Origin of the sequence: Capnocytophaga sputigena (assembly GCF_002302495.1) — a bacterium.
In the GTDB taxonomy this organism is placed as follows: Bacteria; Bacteroidota; Bacteroidia; order Flavobacteriales; family Flavobacteriaceae; genus Capnocytophaga; species Capnocytophaga sputigena.
In genome coordinates this window covers 378,349-395,851 of record NZ_CP022379.1, presented here as the reverse complement: position 1 = coordinate 395,851, position 17,503 = coordinate 378,349, and the positions used below count along the sequence as shown (strand labels likewise).

The 17,503-nt window shown below is 36.7% G+C and carries 15 protein-coding genes; 4 read left to right on the top strand and 11 right to left on the bottom strand.

Annotated elements, in window-relative coordinates; translation table 11 throughout:
• Positions 1-11: 11 nt before the first annotated feature.
• Complete coding sequence (locus CGC57_RS01925) at positions 12-926, bottom strand: bifunctional metallophosphatase/5'-nucleotidase (RefSeq protein WP_095897742.1); 915 nt, start codon at positions 924-926, stop codon at positions 12-14.
• 6 nt (positions 927-932) lie between these two features.
• A complete protein-coding gene (locus CGC57_RS01920; RefSeq protein ID WP_095897741.1) occupies positions 933-1,718 on the bottom strand; it encodes a 5'-nucleotidase C-terminal domain-containing protein in 786 nt (261 codons plus the stop codon).
• A 64-nt stretch (positions 1,719-1,782) separates the two neighbouring features.
• On the opposite strand from CGC57_RS01920, the gene CGC57_RS01915 reads away from it, so the two are divergent.
• Entirely contained in the window at positions 1,783-2,301 is a 519-nt protein-coding gene (locus CGC57_RS01915) for a DUF6913 domain-containing protein (RefSeq protein ID WP_375712059.1), read from the top strand.
• A gap of 6 nt (positions 2,302-2,307) precedes the next feature.
• The gene (dapA, locus tag CGC57_RS01910; protein ID WP_095897739.1) at positions 2,308-3,180 is read left to right on the top strand and encodes a 4-hydroxy-tetrahydrodipicolinate synthase; all 873 of its coding nucleotides are present in this window, start codon (positions 2,308-2,310) and stop codon (positions 3,178-3,180) included.
• Here the strand turns inward: dapA and CGC57_RS01905 are convergent.
• The 9 genes from CGC57_RS01905 to CGC57_RS01865 all read right to left on the bottom strand — a co-directional run bounded on the left by CGC57_RS01905 (position 3,177) and on the right by CGC57_RS01865 (position 14,698).
• Positions 3,177-4,868 carry a L,D-transpeptidase family protein gene (locus CGC57_RS01905; protein WP_095897738.1) on the bottom strand — a complete coding sequence of 564 codons (1,692 nt, stop codon included), beginning with the start codon at positions 4,866-4,868 and terminating at the stop codon, positions 3,177-3,179. The genes dapA and CGC57_RS01905 overlap by 4 nt on opposite strands.
• Positions 4,869-5,000: 132 nt before the next feature.
• The gene (gene bioA / locus CGC57_RS01900) at positions 5,001-6,278 is read right to left on the bottom strand and encodes an adenosylmethionine--8-amino-7-oxononanoate transaminase (protein WP_095897737.1); all 1,278 of its coding nucleotides are present in this window, start codon (positions 6,276-6,278) and stop codon (positions 5,001-5,003) included.
• Positions 6,275-6,904, bottom strand: coding sequence for an endonuclease III domain-containing protein (locus tag CGC57_RS01895; protein ID WP_095897736.1), 630 nt, complete (start codon positions 6,902-6,904; stop codon positions 6,275-6,277). The genes bioA and CGC57_RS01895 overlap by 4 nt, the downstream gene beginning before the upstream one ends.
• A 5-nt stretch (positions 6,905-6,909) precedes the next feature.
• Positions 6,910-7,911: a vWA domain-containing protein gene (locus CGC57_RS01890; protein ID WP_095897735.1), complete on the bottom strand. Its 1,002-nt coding sequence runs from the start codon at positions 7,909-7,911 to the stop codon at positions 6,910-6,912.
• A 1-nt stretch (position 7,912) separates the two neighbouring features.
• Positions 7,913-9,553 (bottom strand): hypothetical protein, encoded by a 1,641-nt coding sequence (locus CGC57_RS01885; RefSeq protein WP_095897734.1) that lies wholly within the window; start codon positions 9,551-9,553, stop codon positions 7,913-7,915.
• 26 nt (positions 9,554-9,579) lie between these two features.
• On the bottom strand, positions 9,580-10,446 hold the full coding sequence (locus tag CGC57_RS01880; RefSeq protein WP_095897733.1) for a DUF58 domain-containing protein: 867 nt from the start codon (positions 10,444-10,446) through the stop codon (positions 9,580-9,582).
• 28 nt (positions 10,447-10,474) lie between these two features.
• The gene (locus CGC57_RS01875; protein ID WP_232034016.1) at positions 10,475-11,110 is read right to left on the bottom strand and encodes a plasmid pRiA4b ORF-3 family protein; all 636 of its coding nucleotides are present in this window, start codon (positions 11,108-11,110) and stop codon (positions 10,475-10,477) included.
• An 83-nt stretch (positions 11,111-11,193) separates the two neighbouring features.
• A complete protein-coding gene (locus tag CGC57_RS01870) occupies positions 11,194-12,195 on the bottom strand; it encodes an AAA family ATPase (protein ID WP_095897732.1) in 1,002 nt (333 codons plus the stop codon).
• A gap of 163 nt (positions 12,196-12,358) precedes the next feature.
• A complete protein-coding gene (locus CGC57_RS01865) occupies positions 12,359-14,698 on the bottom strand; it encodes a beta-N-acetylhexosaminidase (protein WP_095897731.1) in 2,340 nt (779 codons plus the stop codon).
• Between the two features lie 128 nt (positions 14,699-14,826).
• Between CGC57_RS01865 and pdhA the strand changes: the two genes are divergently transcribed.
• Together pdhA and CGC57_RS01855 are read left to right on the top strand one after the other, a co-directional pair.
• On the top strand, positions 14,827-15,825 hold the full coding sequence (pdhA, locus tag CGC57_RS01860; RefSeq protein ID WP_095897730.1) for a pyruvate dehydrogenase (acetyl-transferring) E1 component subunit alpha: 999 nt from the start codon (positions 14,827-14,829) through the stop codon (positions 15,823-15,825).
• A gap of 35 nt (positions 15,826-15,860) precedes the next feature.
• Entirely contained in the window at positions 15,861-17,477 is a 1,617-nt protein-coding gene (locus CGC57_RS01855) for a pyruvate dehydrogenase complex dihydrolipoamide acetyltransferase (protein WP_095897729.1), read from the top strand.
• Positions 17,478-17,503: the final 26 nt, after the last annotated feature.

Genomic DNA, 17,503 nt, shown 5'->3' with positions numbered 1-17,503 from the left:
TTTTTAACTTATTAAACTTCAATGCTAACAGATTTATTTTTCACCAGCTTTTCATCTTCAAAAAAGAAATCAATACGCCCTAAATTGATACCATAGCATCCTACTTGGTTTACTAAAGTTGTTTTTTCACGGCGATTGGTTACCAAAGTAGGTTTTGGCAAGAAAGTGTGTGTATGTCCGCCAATAATCAAATCGATATACGATGTTTGTGCTGCCACTTTTAGGTCGCACACCTTATTAGGATTATCTTTGTATTCATAGCCTATGTGTGAAAGGCAGATAATGAGGTCACAATGTTCCTCGTTATGCAATTTGCGTTCCATATCTTGCGCAACTTCTATAGGGTTGAGATATACAGTTTCGCCGTACATCTGTTTATTAACTAAGCCTTCTAGTTCTACTCCTATACCAAAAACACCTATTTTAATACCATTAAGATGATAAATTTTATAAGGGAGTGTATGTCCATTTAAAATGGTATTGCTAAAATCATAATTAGAGATGATAAAATCGAATTTAGCGTGAGGTAATTGCGCATAGAGACCTTCGAGAGCATTGTCAAAATCGTGATTGCCAAGAGTTGCCGCGTCGTATTTGAGCATTGACATCAGTTTGAACTCTAATTCACCTCCGTAGAAGTTGAAATAAGGAGTACCTTGAAAAATATCACCCGCATCAAACAGGAGAGTATAAGGGTTTTCTTGGCGTATTTGGTCTATGAGGACAGCCCTGCGTGCTACCCCTCCTTTGTTAGGACTAAAGGGGTCGGTAGCAGGTAGTGGGTCGATATGACTGTGCACATCGTTAGTGTGCAAGATAGTAATTTGTTTGGTATTAGCGGATTTCATTGATAAGGAACCTAATCCTCCCATCCCTACCAATAGAGAGGAAGCGCCTATATGTTTTAAAAAAGTTCTTCTTTCCATAATATATTAAGGTTTATATTCAAAACGATGGTCTTCAGTAGCGTTTAAAACATCTATTTTCTTGAAGTAATCAATAAGTACGTTGCGGAGTTTATAGCCTATTTTATCAGCGTCTAAAGCACCTTTAAAAAAGTACATTTCATCGCCTCCATTGTATAGGTAATCGGAAGTGACAACTACATAAGTTTTGTTAGGGTCAAAAGGTTGTCCATTAATGGTGAAGTGCGTGATTTTACCATCCTTAGTGATTTGTAACGACACTTGTTTAGAAAGAGGGTGGGGGAGATGGTGTTGTATGAGGTAATCGGCGAGTTCTTTTACTTTAGTTCCTGGCATAGTGAGTACAATTACCTCATTTTCAAAAGGCATCAGGTTGAATGCTGATTCCATTGTGATGGTGCCTTTAGGCAAATCGGAGCGGATACCTCCCCAGTTGAGCATCACAAAATCAACCTCCTTGCCGGTGCGTTTTTTGTATGCCTCGGATACCATTTCAAAGGTAGCATCAGCCATAAAATTGCTAATTCCAGTGTTAAGCAAGGTGGTTTTTCTATCCTTTACTAAATCGCGAGCATTTTCGGCTAAAACTGTAGACATTTCCGCTTTGATACGCTCTCTATACGGGCTTATAAAGTTATCTATATCAGTTTTTTGAGATATAGATTCAGTAATAGGAATATTTTTGCCACGTTCTTTTGTAACAGTGTATTTAGCAGGGGTACAAGAAGCTAAAAAAACGAATGTTACAAATAATACAAAAAAATAATGCTTCATTATGTCAAACTTTCTCATAAATATGTTTTTAATTTAAAAATTATTTTTACCTTTGCAATCACACGCAAAATTACAATATATTTTGGACATTATAAAAAATTTTTATCTAAAAAATAAAATTCGCAAGAATTTTAAAGCCTTAGAAAAATATAACAAAAGGTTAGACAGCGACTTAGTGAAAGTAGGCTGTATTGTGGATATGGATGCAGTGAAGGAAGTAAACCCATTGTTAGAACTGATGAAACACTATTCCATACGTCCTGAAAACTATATTGTTTTAGGATACAAGCGCAATTCGGAAGAGACTCATACTAATGGAGTACCTTTTTTAGTAGATAAAGAAATTAATTGGCAAGGAAAGATAAGAAATTATCACGCTGATCGTTTGGCAGAACAAGAATACGATTTGCTCATTAATTACTTTAATGAGCCTAAATTGCCCTTACTCTTACTTTCCTCATCTATTAGAGCTAAACTGCGAATAGGCTTTCAAGGAATTGATATGCAATACAACGATATTACTATTGCTTGTAAGCTGACTGAAGAAAAGATTTTTACTGAAGAAGTAAAAAAAGTATTAGGAACCATTATTCATAAATAAAAAGTTATGACAAACCAACTAATAGGAACAGGTGTAGCTCTCATTACACCTTTCACAAAAGACAATCAGGTGGATACCGAAGCTCTTACCCGCATTGTGGACTATGTAACCGAAGGGGGAGTTGAATTTATTGTAGTGCTAGGTACTACTAGTGAAGCCCCAACACTTACTAAAGATGAAAAACGCATTGTACGCGAAACGATTATCAAAGCTAATAAAGGGCGTTTACCTTTGGTTTTAGGTATAGGCGGGAACAATACCCAAAATGTGATTGATGAAATCAAACAAACCGATTTATCACCTTTTGTAGCAATTTTATCGGTAACGCCTTATTACAACAAACCATCACAAAATGGCTTATACGCACACTTTGCAGCTATCGCTAAAGAAAGCCCTCTACCTATTATTTTATATAATGTACCAGGTCGTACAGGAGTATCAATGACAGCTGAAACTGTTGTGCGCTTAGCAAATGATTTCCAGAATATTGTAGCGATTAAAGAAGCTTCGGGTAATTTGTTACTTGATATGAATATCATCAAAGATATGCCTAAGGATTTCATCTTGCTCTCTGGTGATGATGCTACTACTTTGCCAGCAGTATATATGGGAGGTAGTGGGGCTATTTCGGTGATAGGAATTGCTTATCCTAAAGAATTTTCAGAAATGGTGCGTTTAGGACGACAAGGAAAAACAGTTGAGGCTAATAAACTTCAATATAAATTGCTCCCTAGAACAACATTAGCTTTTAAAGAAGGAAATCCAATAGGAATTAAAGCTATGTTAGCCGCTAAAGGTTTATGCCAACCTTATGTGCGTTTGCCTTTAGTAGAGGCATCAGAAGAATTGAAAAAAGCAATAAGCGATTTGAAAGATTAACTTTCAAATCGCTTTATTTCTTTTAGTTGTTCGTTATCGAGATCATAGATATCGTTTTTTAAGGTCAATTCGCCGTTTTCATCTATAAAAGCGGTGTAGTAAAGAATATTTATTTTGTACTTCGTTTTTAAAGCAATGCGATATTGAGAACGCTTTCCATTCATTGCTTCATTTACTTTTTCTAAAGTCCAAGGTGTTTCAGTAGCTTCATTTTTTAATAGATGATAAGCTAATTCATTAGGGTTTTGCACACGCACACAACCGTGACTTAAGGCGCGATCATCACGCTGAAAGAAATATTTAGAGGGAGTGTCGTGCAGGTAAATACTCATATCATTAGTGAGTATGAATTTTACTAATCCCAAGGAGTTATTAGCTGATGGAGCTTCTACAAAGTGAAAACCGCGTTTGTGAACAGAAGGGTCTGTCCAATCAATGGTTGTAGGATCTACTTTTTTACCCTTTTCATACATAGTATAGCCTCTTTTTTGGTATTTTTCAGGGTCAGCTTGTGATATGATTTGTGGCAACATCTCCTTTTTGATAATACTTTGTGGTACCGACCACGTAGGACGGAACTCTACGTAGCGAATGGTATCAGTAAAAATAGGGGTAGAGGTTTCTGTTCTACCTACAACTACACGTGTTTGGAATTGCAACGAGTCCTTGTGAAAGAGTGATAGCTTAAAATCGGGGATATTCACCAAAGCGTAGTGTTCACCTAAATCGTTGTTGAACACACGCATACGTTCCATATTGAGTTGTAACAAATCACGTTCGCGAGTTTTGTTCATATTTAGGAAATAAAGGGTTTGTTTTCCCAATAAACCATCAGCTGTGAGTCCGTTGCTTTTTTGGAAACGCTGTACTGTTCTGATAAGAGTACTATCTACCATTTGAGCCTCAATTTCAGGGGCTGCTTCGAATCCTTTTTGTTTAAGGCTGTTGCGCAATTGTACCACTATGGGAGCAGTGTAGCCATATACAAAATCCTTTGCAGGAAAATCAACAGTAATAAAAGTATCAACTACTTGTTGTTTGAGCTGCTTGTAGAGTGCTTTCATTTGCTCATATTGCTTGTTATGAGGAAATAGAGGAGTAATAACACTTGCTAAAGAAGTTTTATCACTTATATGTAATAATAGGTTGATATTTTTCTGAGCATCATATTTAGGTTTGCGCCAAGTGTGTTTGCCATAAGCAATTCTCGTAAATCTACCGCTGGTGAGATGTTTGGTAAACAATAAGAATGAGGCAGTGATTTCCTTGTCTAAAGAAGCTTTGTAATCATCGGATAACTGGTGAGCATAGCTACTATCTACTGCTTTTTTTAGCGCAGTACGTCTATAAGTTTCAGGTACTAAGCCATCATTAGCAACGCTGTCTAGAACAGAAAGATACTCTTTAAACAAGCGTGAAGGAATATCTTGGTAGAGCCAACGTGTTTTGCCTCCATTTTGTATATAATAGGTATAAGTTTCAGATTGGATACCTTTTTTGTAGTGAGTATCCAAGATAGGAAGATTTTCAAAAGTAGCAGCTGTAGTATCTACTGCTATAGTAAGAGCTTCAGTATAAATTTCTTCACCATTTTCTCTCAGTGATGAATCAGGGTGTGAAGCAGGATTTTTCTTACAGCTTTGGAGTATAGCAAGAGTAGCTATTAAAAAATAGAATTTAATTTTCATTGAATGAAAAAAAATGTTACAATTCGGCGGCAAAAATACTCTTTTTTTTTCACTTAAACAAATGATACACAAAAAGACTTTGCCAAAGGAGTTTCTTATATTAAATAATAATTCCTTTGGCAAAGTGTGCATCTATTGATTAGAGAATTTTTGTATTGCTTGCTCTAAAACATCATACACTCGGTCTAATTGCTTATCGGTGATGATGTAAGGAGGTAAAATGTAGATAATGTTACCCACTGGACGCAATATCACGCCTTCAGAGATAAAGAAATTGTATAATTTATCTCTAAACGAACCGTAGTAATCGGTATTTTGAGTAGTTTTGAGATCGAAAGCTAAAATAACGCCTAAAGTACGTGCATTTTCCACCGATGAATATTTAGATATACGAGCTAAAAACTCCTGATGACGAGATGCAATGCGCTGTAAATTAGCTTGCATTTCATCACTTTCTAAAATGCGAATAGCCTCTAAGGCAATGGCACATCCTGTAGGGTTTGCCGTAAAGGTATGTCCGTGGAAGAGAGCCTTATTTACGTCCTCACTATAAAAGCCATCAAATATCTCTTGCGTAGCTGTTGTTACCGCTAATGGGATAGTTCCTCCCGTAAGTGCTTTTGATAAGCACATAATATCGGGTTTGTGAGTGAGATAGTCCGAAGCAAAAGTGCGCCCTGTACGCCCAAAGCCTGTCATTACCTCATCAGCGATGGTAATTACGCCATTTTCTTGAGCGATGTGAATCAATTCGTCTAAGGCTTCTGGTTCGTAGATTTGCATTCCTGAGGCTCCTTGTACTAAGGCTTCAAATATAAAGGCGGCAGGGTGATGTTCAGCAATCACTTCTTTTAGCTTTTTAGCCGCTTCATCACTTCCTTTTTTAGGTAAAGGGATACGAACTACTTTGAGTAAGTGTTCTTTAAAGGCTTCGGTGAAAAAAGAAATACCCGAGGCAGCCATAGCGGCAAAGGTATCGCCGTGAAAAGCATCTTCAAAAGCAATTACAGTAAAGCGTTTTTCACCTTTGTTGAAGAAATACTGTAATGCCATTTTAATGCCTATTTCAACGGCAGTAGAACCATTGTCGGAAAAGAATACCTTTTGCTGGTTTTTAGGCAAAATACTGATAAGTTTTTCAGCAAGTTCTACAGCAGGCTGATGAGTGAAGCCTCCAAAAAGTACGTGCTCCAATTGAGTGAGCTGTTTGTAGGCAGCTTGAGCTAAACGCTCGTTGCTATGTCCATAAGGATTTACCCACCAACTGGCAATAGCATCTATGTATTCTTTGCCGTTTTCATCCCAAAGGAGGGCATCTTTTCCTTTCACAATTCCGAGGGGTTTGGCAGCCGTTTGATGTTGGGTATACGGGTGCCACAAATGTTTTTCGTCTCGCTGTTGTAAATTCATTTTTTTGATTGTATGATGGTTTTGGTTATGATATCCTCTTCTATATCCCAACCTCGTGCAGGGCTATACTCACGTCCGTACAAGATGATTTGTATGTGTAACTTGTTCCATTTCTCTTTAGGGAAGAGGCGTTTAGCATCTTTTTCAGTTTGTATAACCGAACTACCATCGGAGAGTTTCCAGCGGTGCATTAACCGGTGTATATGAGTATCTACGGGAAAAGTAGGGATGCCAAAAGCTTGAGCAAGTACAACACTAGCAGTTTTATGTCCTACAGAGGGAAGAGATTCTAAGGCTTCAAAGGTTTGAGGGACTTCGCCATTGTACTTATCAATGAGTATTTGTGAAAGTCCGTGAATACCTTTAGATTTCATAGGAGCAAGCCCTAATGGTTTGATAATTTCGTGTATTTCGTCTACCGAAAGCAGTACCATATCATAAGGATTATCAGCTTTACTAAATAGAATAGGTGTGATTTGGTTCACACGAGCATCGGTAGTTTGAGCCGATAGGAGTACGGCTATTAGTAAAGTATAAGGGTCTTTGTGCTGTAGAGGTATAGTGATTTCAGGATAGATACTTTCAAGTGTATCAATGATGAATTTTACTTTTTCTTTTTTTTTCATTTGTATTATATTTCATTCCTAAAAACAGTGTGTTTTAAAAGGAATTCAATTAACAATAGTACAGTAGCAATGATTACTAACAAGCGGAATTTTTCGTCTACTTCAGTGTATTTAAACTCTTCAATTTTAGAGGTTTCTAATTTGTTGATTTCGTCGTAAATTTGTTGGAGTTTTTGGTTGTTAGTAGCACGGAAATAACGTCCGTGAGTTATTTGTGCAATTTTTTTCATCAAGGATTCATCTATTTCTACTTGTAGCATCCGGTACATTATGCTGCCATCGGGGTTGAGAGCATAAGGCGAAAGTGCCATACCATTCGTGCCAATGCCTACTGTATACACTTTGATGCCATATTCAGCAGCTAATTCAGCAGCAATAAGCGGGTCGATAACTCCTGTGTTGTTTACCCCATCGGTAAGGAGGATAATCACTCTACTTTTAGCTTTGCTCTCTTTAAGACGGTTTACAGCAGTTGCTAACCCCATACCTATAGCAGTACCATCTTCTACTTGTCCATAAGTAAGTTCAGCTAAAGAACTAAGAATGATGCCTTTATCAGTAGTTACAGGTGTTTTGGTATAGCTTTCACCAGCGTATACCACCAAGCCGATACGATCGTTAGGACGATCTTTTACAAATTGGGAGGCTACTTTTTTCAAGGCTTCAAAACGATTAGGTTTTAAGTCTTGAGAAAGCATACTCGATGAAACATCTATTGCCATTACAATATCTATCCCATCAGTAATTTTAGTTTGTGCATTTTCAGAATGCGTTTGAGGGCGTGCTAAAGCTATAATAATTAAAGCAACAGCCAATAAGCGTAAAGCAAAAAGAGAATGGTATAAGTAATCCTTCCACGAACTTATCTTTTTAAAGGCGATTGTAGAGGATAAAGTGACATTTGGTTTAGATTTTTTATTCCAATACACATACCAAGCTACCATTAGGGGTAAAACTAACAGTAACCAAAAGAATTGAGGATTCGCAAATGTAATATTTTTAAGCATATTATTCTGTTTTAAAAACTATAGAATTGATAACTCTTTGAGCTATTTCTTCGGCGTTAGGTTCGTCTATATGAGTGATAAGTACTTGTTGCAAAGCTCCATTTTCAGTAAAACTATAGAGTTCATACAAAGCATTAAAATAATTGCCTTTTTCATCAGGAATACTCATTTTACCAAATACTTTCATACCTTTAGCACCACTGGGCGAGGTATATTCTTCTGCCAAGGTAGAAATATTCTTTGCCTTAGCTTTATCTAATTGTGAAAGCACAATTTCATTCACTTTTTTCGGGTCTAAAGTAAGTCCGCCGTCTTGTCCTTCTTGTTGAGGTGTTGTATTTTGAGTATCTTTTTTAAAAGTAATGATATTCGTCATTATGTAGAGAGGCGAATTAATACTACCATAATAGAACGTATATTGTTTATCTATGATAGATTTGTATTCGGTAATATCTACTATTTGCTTACGAATGAGTACTTCAGGAGTAGTAAGTTCAGTAATAGGATAGCCATAATCACTTGTTACCCACTCACTGCGATTGATATTTGCATAAGTATTGAAATATTTATTTTTCAATAGATTATATCCAATAAGGAGTACAGGAGTTGACAATATAAAGCAGAGGGAAGCTATCAAGGCTATGCGATTGCGTTTTTTCTTACGTTCTCTTATTTTTAGTACACTCATCACAAAAGCGTCTTGAGCAGGGGTTTCTCCTTCTGCAACTACTATAGGGATGGCCTCCTTAGTTTTGATAACTACATTTTCAATAGTTTCACGGTCGTATTCAGCGTTGCTATCAGAAGGTTTACTCTTAGCAAATTTCACCAAGTCGGCATTTTGTAATACGCGTTTGAGGTTACTGATAGTTTCTGCCGATAAATGTAATTTTCCATTTTGTTGTAAATCGTTGATTTTAGCTAAGAGTTCATCGGTAGTACTTTCTTTAGCTAAAATGTGTACCTCGTCTTCCAAATATTCTTTTACAATATCTGTAAGTCGTGTATAATATGCTTTGTGTTGAGATTCTATAAGGTATTTAGAATTTTGTAAATCTTTTAAATCCTGAATAGCACGTTCGAAAGGAAGTAGTTTTTTACGTTCTTCTTCAGCGGATAGTTTTTTCTTGCGAAATACAAAAAAGTATGAAGCGGCAGCAGTTAAAAGAAGAGCAACTATACCTAAAACAATCCATAGCCAAAGGAGAGAAGAGGAGGGAGAGGTTACATCGGCAATAGGTTTAGCGTCATATAAAGGCTGTTTGAGCGTATCTACGGCTACATTATGTACTTCTACGAGTAGTGAATCAGTATAAAAATCTTTATGGCTAATCTGTATTTTTTGTTGTGGGATGGTGTATTTACCCTCGTCGAATTGAGTGAGGTAATAGGCTTTTTCCAAACGGAATTTACCTGCCTCTTTCAAGGTATCGGTAGGATTAGTTTTTACCATTTCCAAAGCTCCAAAAGTTTGACCTTCAGGGAATACCACAGTGGCATCGGCAGGAGCTTGTACAGATATTTTATACTCTATTTGTTCTCCTATCTTTATGTTTTTTGTACTAGTTGCTACTTTCACTTCTTGTGCGTGAAGAGTAGGGAATACAAATAATATTAATATGAAATATAATATTTGTTTCATTTTTTAGTCCTTTATCTTTCTAAATCCTAACTCCTATTTTTGAAGTATCCTAATAGTTTTTGGGTGTAACTCTCATCGTCTCTACAGCTTACTACGCCAGCACCCGATTTTTGCCAAAGAGTCTCAAAGTAGTTTACTGTTTCGCGATATTGTTTGGTATACTCATTTCGCACAGCAGCTGAAGAGGTATTGACGCGCATCAATGCTCCTGTTTCTGCATCTTTTACCATTATGTAGCCTAAATTAGGTAATTCAGTTTCTTTTTTGTCATAGATGCGAATGCCGGTAATATCGTGTTTTTTAGCGGCTATTTGTATGGGTTTCTCATAACCTTTATCCATAAAATCGGAGAGCATAAACACAATCGCTTTTTTCTTGCTTACTCTGCTGAGAAATTGTAAGGCTTCAGAAATATTTGTCTTTAAACTTTTGGGTTGAAACTCTATAAGTTCTCTGATAATACGTAGTACGTGAGATTTACCTTTTTTAGGAGGTATATACAACTCTATTTGGTCGGAGAAGAGAATTAAACCAGTTTTGTCGTTGTTTTGTAGGGCTGAAAAAGCTAAAGTAGCTGCTATTTCAGTAATAAACTCACTTTTGAATTGTTGTTCGGTACCAAAGAGCTCACTACCACTTACATCTACCATCAACATTAGAGTAAGTTCACGCTCTTCTTCAAAAACTTTAACAAAAGGTTCGTTGTAGCGAGCTGTTACATTCCAATCGATATTACGGATATCATCGCCAAACTGGTAGGGGCGCACTTCACTGAAAGTCATACCACGACCTTTAAAAGTAGAGTGATACTCCCCTCCGAAGATATTATCGGAGAGTTTACGCGTTTTTATCTCTATCTTGCGTACTTTTTTTAATAATTCTTTAGTATCCAAAATTAATTAGCAATTATGTAGTTAGGGATTATTGAAAGTCCAACTGAAAATCTTCGTAATTATTTTGAGTATCTATAATGAGAGTTTCGTTGATAGCATTGATATCAAACTCATTTTCATCCCAAGGGAAGTTGTAACCACAGAAAGAGAGCCATTCCTTGTAGTTTTTTACTTCAGTTTTAGGTTTACCAGCTTTAAGTACTTCAAGCATTGCTTGGTAACCCCAAATACCGCCACAATCTTCAGGGGGAGTTTTACCTTTTCCTTTAATGCATATAGGGTAGATGAGAGTTTCATCATCAATAGCTTCTAATACAATTTTGTGTTCCCACGAATCACCAAAATCATACTCATAGATAATATAATCCTTTTCTTTTTTTAATATATCAGAAAGGAGGGTCTTGTTTACCAATTTGTAAATATCTCGGCGTGAGTGCAAGAAAACAGACATAGGATCATTAGGATCGAAGTTATCGTCCTCATCCTCATCACCTACAAAGCCCATTTCTCTACCAAACTCCATATCCTTTTCAGTTTTGATAAACAAACGAGGTTCATTTTTCGGAAATCTGTAAAATTGATACAAATCCGCATTGTCCCAGTTGAAAAGGGTTTGAATAATATAATGTAGTGTTTCAAAAGTGATATTGTTATTCACTTTCACACGTCACCATATTATAGGCTTCCTTGAGCCTTCAATACTGATTTTTAATATGTATGCCATTTATAATTCTTAATATTTAACTTTTAAGGCACTTCTATTGTATTTACTATTTTATGAATCATCTCCACTGAGGTAATATTCTCAGCCTCTGCTTCATAGGTGATACCAATACGATGACGCAATACATCAAACACTACAGCTCGTACATCCTCAGGAATTACATAACCACGACGTTTGATAAAAGCATAACATTTAGCAGCCATAGCTAAATTGATACTACCACGAGGTGATGCACCAAAACTGATAAGAGGTTTAAGTTCAGCTAAGTTATACTTTTCAGGATAACGAGTTGCAAAAATGATATCTAGGATGTATTTTTCAATCTTTTCGTCCATATACACCTCACGAACAGCTTCTTGAGCTTTTAGGATTTGCTCTAAACTCACCGTTTGGTTTACTACAGCATAGATATTGCTAAGGTTATCGCGCATAATCTGTTGTTCTTCGTCTAATTTGGGATAGTCGATAACTGTTTTGAGCATAAAACGGTCTACTTGTGCCTCGGGAAGTGGGTAAGTACCTTCTTGCTCTACCGGATTTTGAGTAGCCATTACCATAAAAGGAGCATCGAGTTTAAAGGTAGAGTCGCCTATAGTTACTTGTCTCTCTTGCATTGCTTCTAATAGAGCAGATTGTACTTTAGCAGGAGCACGATTAATTTCGTCGGCTAAGACAAAGTTTGCGAAGATAGGTCCTTTTTTAATAGAGAATTCATTTTGTTTGATATTATAGGTCATTGTACCTATGACATCGGCAGGTAACAAGTCAGGAGTGAACTGAATACGACTAAATGACCCATGAACTGATTTTGCAAGAGTGTTAATAGAAAGTGTTTTAGCTAACCCAGGTACCCCTTCTAAAAGAATATGTCCTTTGCCTAACAGACCGATAAGCAGGGCGTTTACCATATGCTTTTGCCCAACAATAACTTTATTCATTTCATTGGTAAGTGCATCAATGAATACGCTTTCACGCTCTATTTTTTCGTTTATCTGGCTGATATCTACAGATATTCTTTGTTCCATAATATGAATTATTTTTAGTGTTTATCTATTGTACAAATATTGTGCCGTTACAGAGGCAAAGATAGTGTTTTTTTATAGTTTTGAAAAAACTATATGTTTGAACATAAAAAGAAAGCTGTCTAAAAACTATTCAGACAGCTTCTTCTAGTGAGTTTAAAAAAAACTAGTTTACTTGTATTTCATCGATGAAAAGAAAACCAGGTTTGCCTGCAGCTCCTTCGTGGAAAGCAGGAATTTTGTTTACTTCATTGATTTTTACTTTTAGATAAGTAACTTCTTTTGCAGGAAAAGATAGCGTATAAGTTTTTATTTCTTTAAAATGTTCTTTAGGTAGAGCGTAACTTTCTTTACCAAGTAACTCATAGTTTTTCCCATCTTTAGACCCCCACACTTCAAAATTAGTAGGAGGATAAATCCAATCACCAGTTTCAATGAAAGCATTGAAACTCACTTCTTTTACTAAAGTATTATCTTTTAAGGTGATAAGTGCTTCACAAGGAGCTTCACTAAAACCTAACCATTCACTAGAACGAGAGTTTCTACCTCCTTTTCTTCCATCTATTAAGGTGATAGCACCATTATAGGCGTAATTTTGTGTAGGCTTGCTGAGGAATTCTATAGGGCGTACAGTTGCTTTATTAAAAAAGAACTCTTGGTTGAACTCACTTTCACCTTCTTTGCCAAATACTTTAGCTTTCAAATTTGTGTTTTGAGTAAGTTTTAAAGGTTCTTTGTATACATTAGAATTTTTAGTAGGTTCACTGCCATCAGTAGTATAATAAATAGGAGTGTCTTGCAAACAAGAGAAAGTAACATTGATTTCATCTACACCAGGTTTTACTTCAGCACGAAGATCAAAAATATGTTTAGCATAAGTATAACCTTCCACTTCATAGATAGGAAGCAAGCGCATTAAACGTTGTAAAAATTCTTGATAATTTTTAGGTTTACTAGGAGTTACCCATTGAACTTCAGCTAAAGCAGCCATACGTGGCAACGCCATATATTCAACGTGTTTAAAAGTTTGAATATATTCTGTCCAAATATTAGCTTGAACTCCCAAAATATGTTTTTGTTGTTCTTTATTTAGAGCTTCAGGATAAGGATTGAAAGAGTATACACGTTCTACAGGAAGATAATTACCTATAGCAAGAGGTTCTTTATCAGTTTTATCAGTTTGGTAAAAATCAAAATAGCAGAATGACATAGGGGTCATAATTGCATCGTGGTTAGATTTAGCAGCTTCAATAGCACCGCCAATACCTCTCCAAGACATTACAGTAGCATTAGGAGCTAAACCACCTTCGAGAATTTCATCCCAACCAATCATCTTGCGACCTTTTTTAGCTAACACTTCTTCAGCAAAGGTGATTATGTGGCTTTGCAAATATTCTTCAGCAGTATGTTTAGCATCACCCTTGATACCTAAAGCCTTTATTTTAGCTTGACATTTAGAACATTTTTTCCAACTGTTTTTAGGGCATTCATCTCCCCCGATATGAATATATTCAGAAGGAAATATTTCGGTTACTTCTTCTAATATGTTTTTGATAAAATCATAAGTTTCATCGTTGCCTGCACAAAGTACATCTTCAGCAACTCCCCAAGTTTCTCTCACTTTGTAGGGACCTCCAGTACAGCCTAATTTTGGATAAGTAGCCAAAACAGCTACCATGTGACCAGGAAGATCAATTTCAGGGATGATGGTAATATTGCGTTCTGCAGCATATTTTACAAGCTCTTTCATCTCTTGTTGAGTGTAGAAACCACTATGAGGTTTACCATCAAATTTTTCCCATTCTTTGGCTATCATTGTTTGACTGCGTTTACTTCCTACGACAGTGAGTTCAGGATATTTTTTAGATTCAAAACGCCAGCCTTGGTCATCGGTGAGGTGCCAATGGAATTTGTTAATGTTGTGAAGGGCAAGCATATCTATGTAGATGCGTACAGAGTCGGCAGAGAAGAAGTGGCGAGCACTATCTAAATGAGCTCCACGATAAGCAAAAAAGGGTTTATCAGTTATTATTTTAGCAGGGAAAGTTACTTTACTTACCTTTTGTACGGGGATTGATTTTCTTAAAAATTGTACTCCATAGAAAGTTCCAGCTTTAGAAGCTCCATTTATAGTAATGTTGTTGGCAGTAATGGTTACTTGGTAAGCCTCTTTATTGTCGTTAGAGTAGTTTTGTGATAGAGAAATAATATTCGCTTCATCGTTTTGGTTAGGGGCTACTTTCACTTCTATTCCTGTTTGTTTTTTGATGTACTCTTGCAAGAATCCAGCGTACTGTTGTAAAGCAGTATCACCTTCAGGATAAATGAGCTTGGTATCAGCTGTAAGAACAAAAGGTTTATCAGCTTCAGTTTGAGGGTTAGTAATCATTTCAGGAGCAGGAACTATTTCATAGTTTGCAGTACTCCCTTCTCCATTGGTAGTCGTTGATTTACAAGAAATCATCGTCATCAATAACAAAAGTGCGGAAGTTAATTTTATCTTCATTACGTTTATAAATTTGAATTAATGGGACAAAGGTATAAATTTTTTTAAATATTTTTTGGTTACGTTATTTTTTTTTTGCACCTTTGCAAATATTTTTAAAACGAATAGACTTTTATATACATTAACAAATGAAAAAATTTGATAAAGAAGTGTACCTAAAATGGTACGAGGATATGCTTTTTTGGAGAAAGTTTGAAGATAAACTTGCAGCAGTTTATATTCAGCAAAAAGTAAGAGGTTTCTTGCATCTTTATAACGGACAAGAGGCTGTAGCTGCAGGTTGTCTTCACGCAATGGATTTGACTAAGGACAAGATGATTACATCTTATCGTTGCCACGTACAACCTATAGGTTTGGGTGTTGATCCTAAACGTATTATGGCAGAATTATATGGCAAAGCTACAGGTACTTCTCTTGGTTTAGGAGGGTCTATGCACATTTTCTCTAAAGAACACCATTTTTATGGAGGTCACGGTATTGTAGGGGGACAAATTGCTCTTGGGGCAGGTTTGGCTTTCGCCGATAAGTACTTCAATCGTGATGCAGTAACTCTTACTTTTATGGGGGATGGTGCTGTGCGACAAGGTGCTTTTCATGAAACGCTTAACTTAGCGATGTTATGGAAATTGCCAGTAGTTTTCATTGTGGAAAACAACCATTACGCAATGGGGACTTCAGTAGAAAGAACAGCAAACCACGTAGATATTTGGAAACTTGGTTTAGGTTATGAAATGCCTTGCCAAGCAGTAGATGGTATGCACCCTGAAACAGTAGCAGAAGCAGTATACGAAGCTATAGAAAGAGCTCGCCGTGGCGATGGTCCTACTTTACTTGATATTCGTACTTATCGTTATCGTGGTCACTCTATGTCGGATGCACAACACTATCGTACAAAAGAAGAGGTAGAGGAGTATAAAAAACAAGACCCTATCACTAATGTACTTGCAGTTATCAAAAAGAAAAAATACGCTACCGATGCAGAGTTAGAAGCGATTGAAGAACGTATAAAAGAACGTGTGGCAGAGTGTGAGAGATTCGCTGAAGAATCACCTTACCCAGAAAAACATATTATGTACGACGTGGTTTACGATCAAGAAAATTATCCTTTCTTGCCAAGTAGACTCTAATAAAATAAAAACACTAATTAAATACAAGAACATAAATGGCAGAAATTATTACTATGCCACGTCTTAGCGACACTATGGAAGAAGGTGTTGTTGCAAAGTGGCTTAAAAAAGTAGGCGATAAAGTAAATGAAGGCGACATTTTAGCTGAAATCGAAACTGACAAAGCTACAATGGAGTTTGAATCATTTCACTCAGGTACCTTATTATATATAGGGTTACAAGAAGGTGAAGGAGCTAAAGTAGATACACTTTTGGCTATCATTGGTAAAGAAGGTGAAGATATCTCAGCACTTATTGGAGGTGGTGCTCCTGCAACAGCTCCTAAAGCTGAAGAAGCAAAACCTGTTGCTGAGGTAGCTACTGCTCCTGCTGCAGGTGCTGCTATACCTGCAGGTGTAGAAGTGGTAACAATGCCTCGACTTAGCGATACAATGACTGAAGGTACTGTAGCTTCTTGGCTTAAAAAAGTAGGAGATACTGTGAAGGAAGGAGACATTTTAGCTGAAATCGAAACTGATAAAGCTACAATGGAATTTGAATCTTTCCACTCAGGAACCTTATTATATGTAGGTTTAAAAGAGGGAGAAAGTGCATCAGTAGATTCATTGTTGGCAATCATAGGTCCTGCAGGTACTGATGTAAATGCAGTATTAGCTGCATTACAAGGAGGTAGTAGTGCTCCAGCAGCAGCTGCTGCTCCTAAAGCTGAAAGCAAACCTGCTGAAACAGCAGCTCCAGCTGCTACTCCAGTAGCTAATGCTAACGACCGTGTGTTTGCTTCACCTTTGGCTAAGAAAATTGCTCAAGATAAAGGTATTAACCTTACTGAAGTAAAAGGAAGTGGAGAAAATGGACGTATTGTGAAGAAAGACGTAGAGAACTTTACTCCAAGTGCAAAAGCGGCAGCGGCTCCTGCTACAACTTCAGCTTTAGCAAATTCAGCTATCCCAACAGTAATTCCTGTGGGTGTAGAAGTAACTGAGGAAGTGAAGAACTCACAAATGCGCAAAACAATTGCAAAACGTTTGTCAGAATCTAAATTTACGGCTCCTCACTACTATTTGGCAATTGAAATTGATATGGAAAATGCAATGGCATCACGTGCTCAAATCAACAACTTGCCTGATACAAAAATATCTTTCAATGATATGGTAGTGAAAGCTTGTGCAATGGCACTTAAAAAACATCCTCAAGTAAACACTTCTTGGAAAGGAGATACTACTGTGTACAACAAACACGTGAATGTAGGGGTAGCAGTAGCTATTGAAGATGGTTTAGTAGTTCCTGTTATCAAATTTACTGATTCATTAACACTTACTCAAATAGGTGCATTAGTAAAAGATTTGGCAGGCAAAGCACGTAATAAAAAATTGACTCCTGCTGAAATGGAAGGTAGCACATTCACTGTGTCTAACTTAGGTATGTTTGGTGTAGATGTATTTACTTCTATTATCAATCAGCCTAACTCAGCTATCCTCTCAGTAGGTGCAATTGTAGAGAAACCCGTAGTGAAAAATGGACAAATAGTAATAGGTCATACAATGCAAGTAACCCTTGCTTGCGACCACCGTACTATTGATGGTGCTACTGGTGCTCAATTCTTGCAAACTCTCAAAGCATACATTGAGAACCCTGTAACGATGCTCGCATAAGAGAATGTTATTATAAAGAAAAGGCT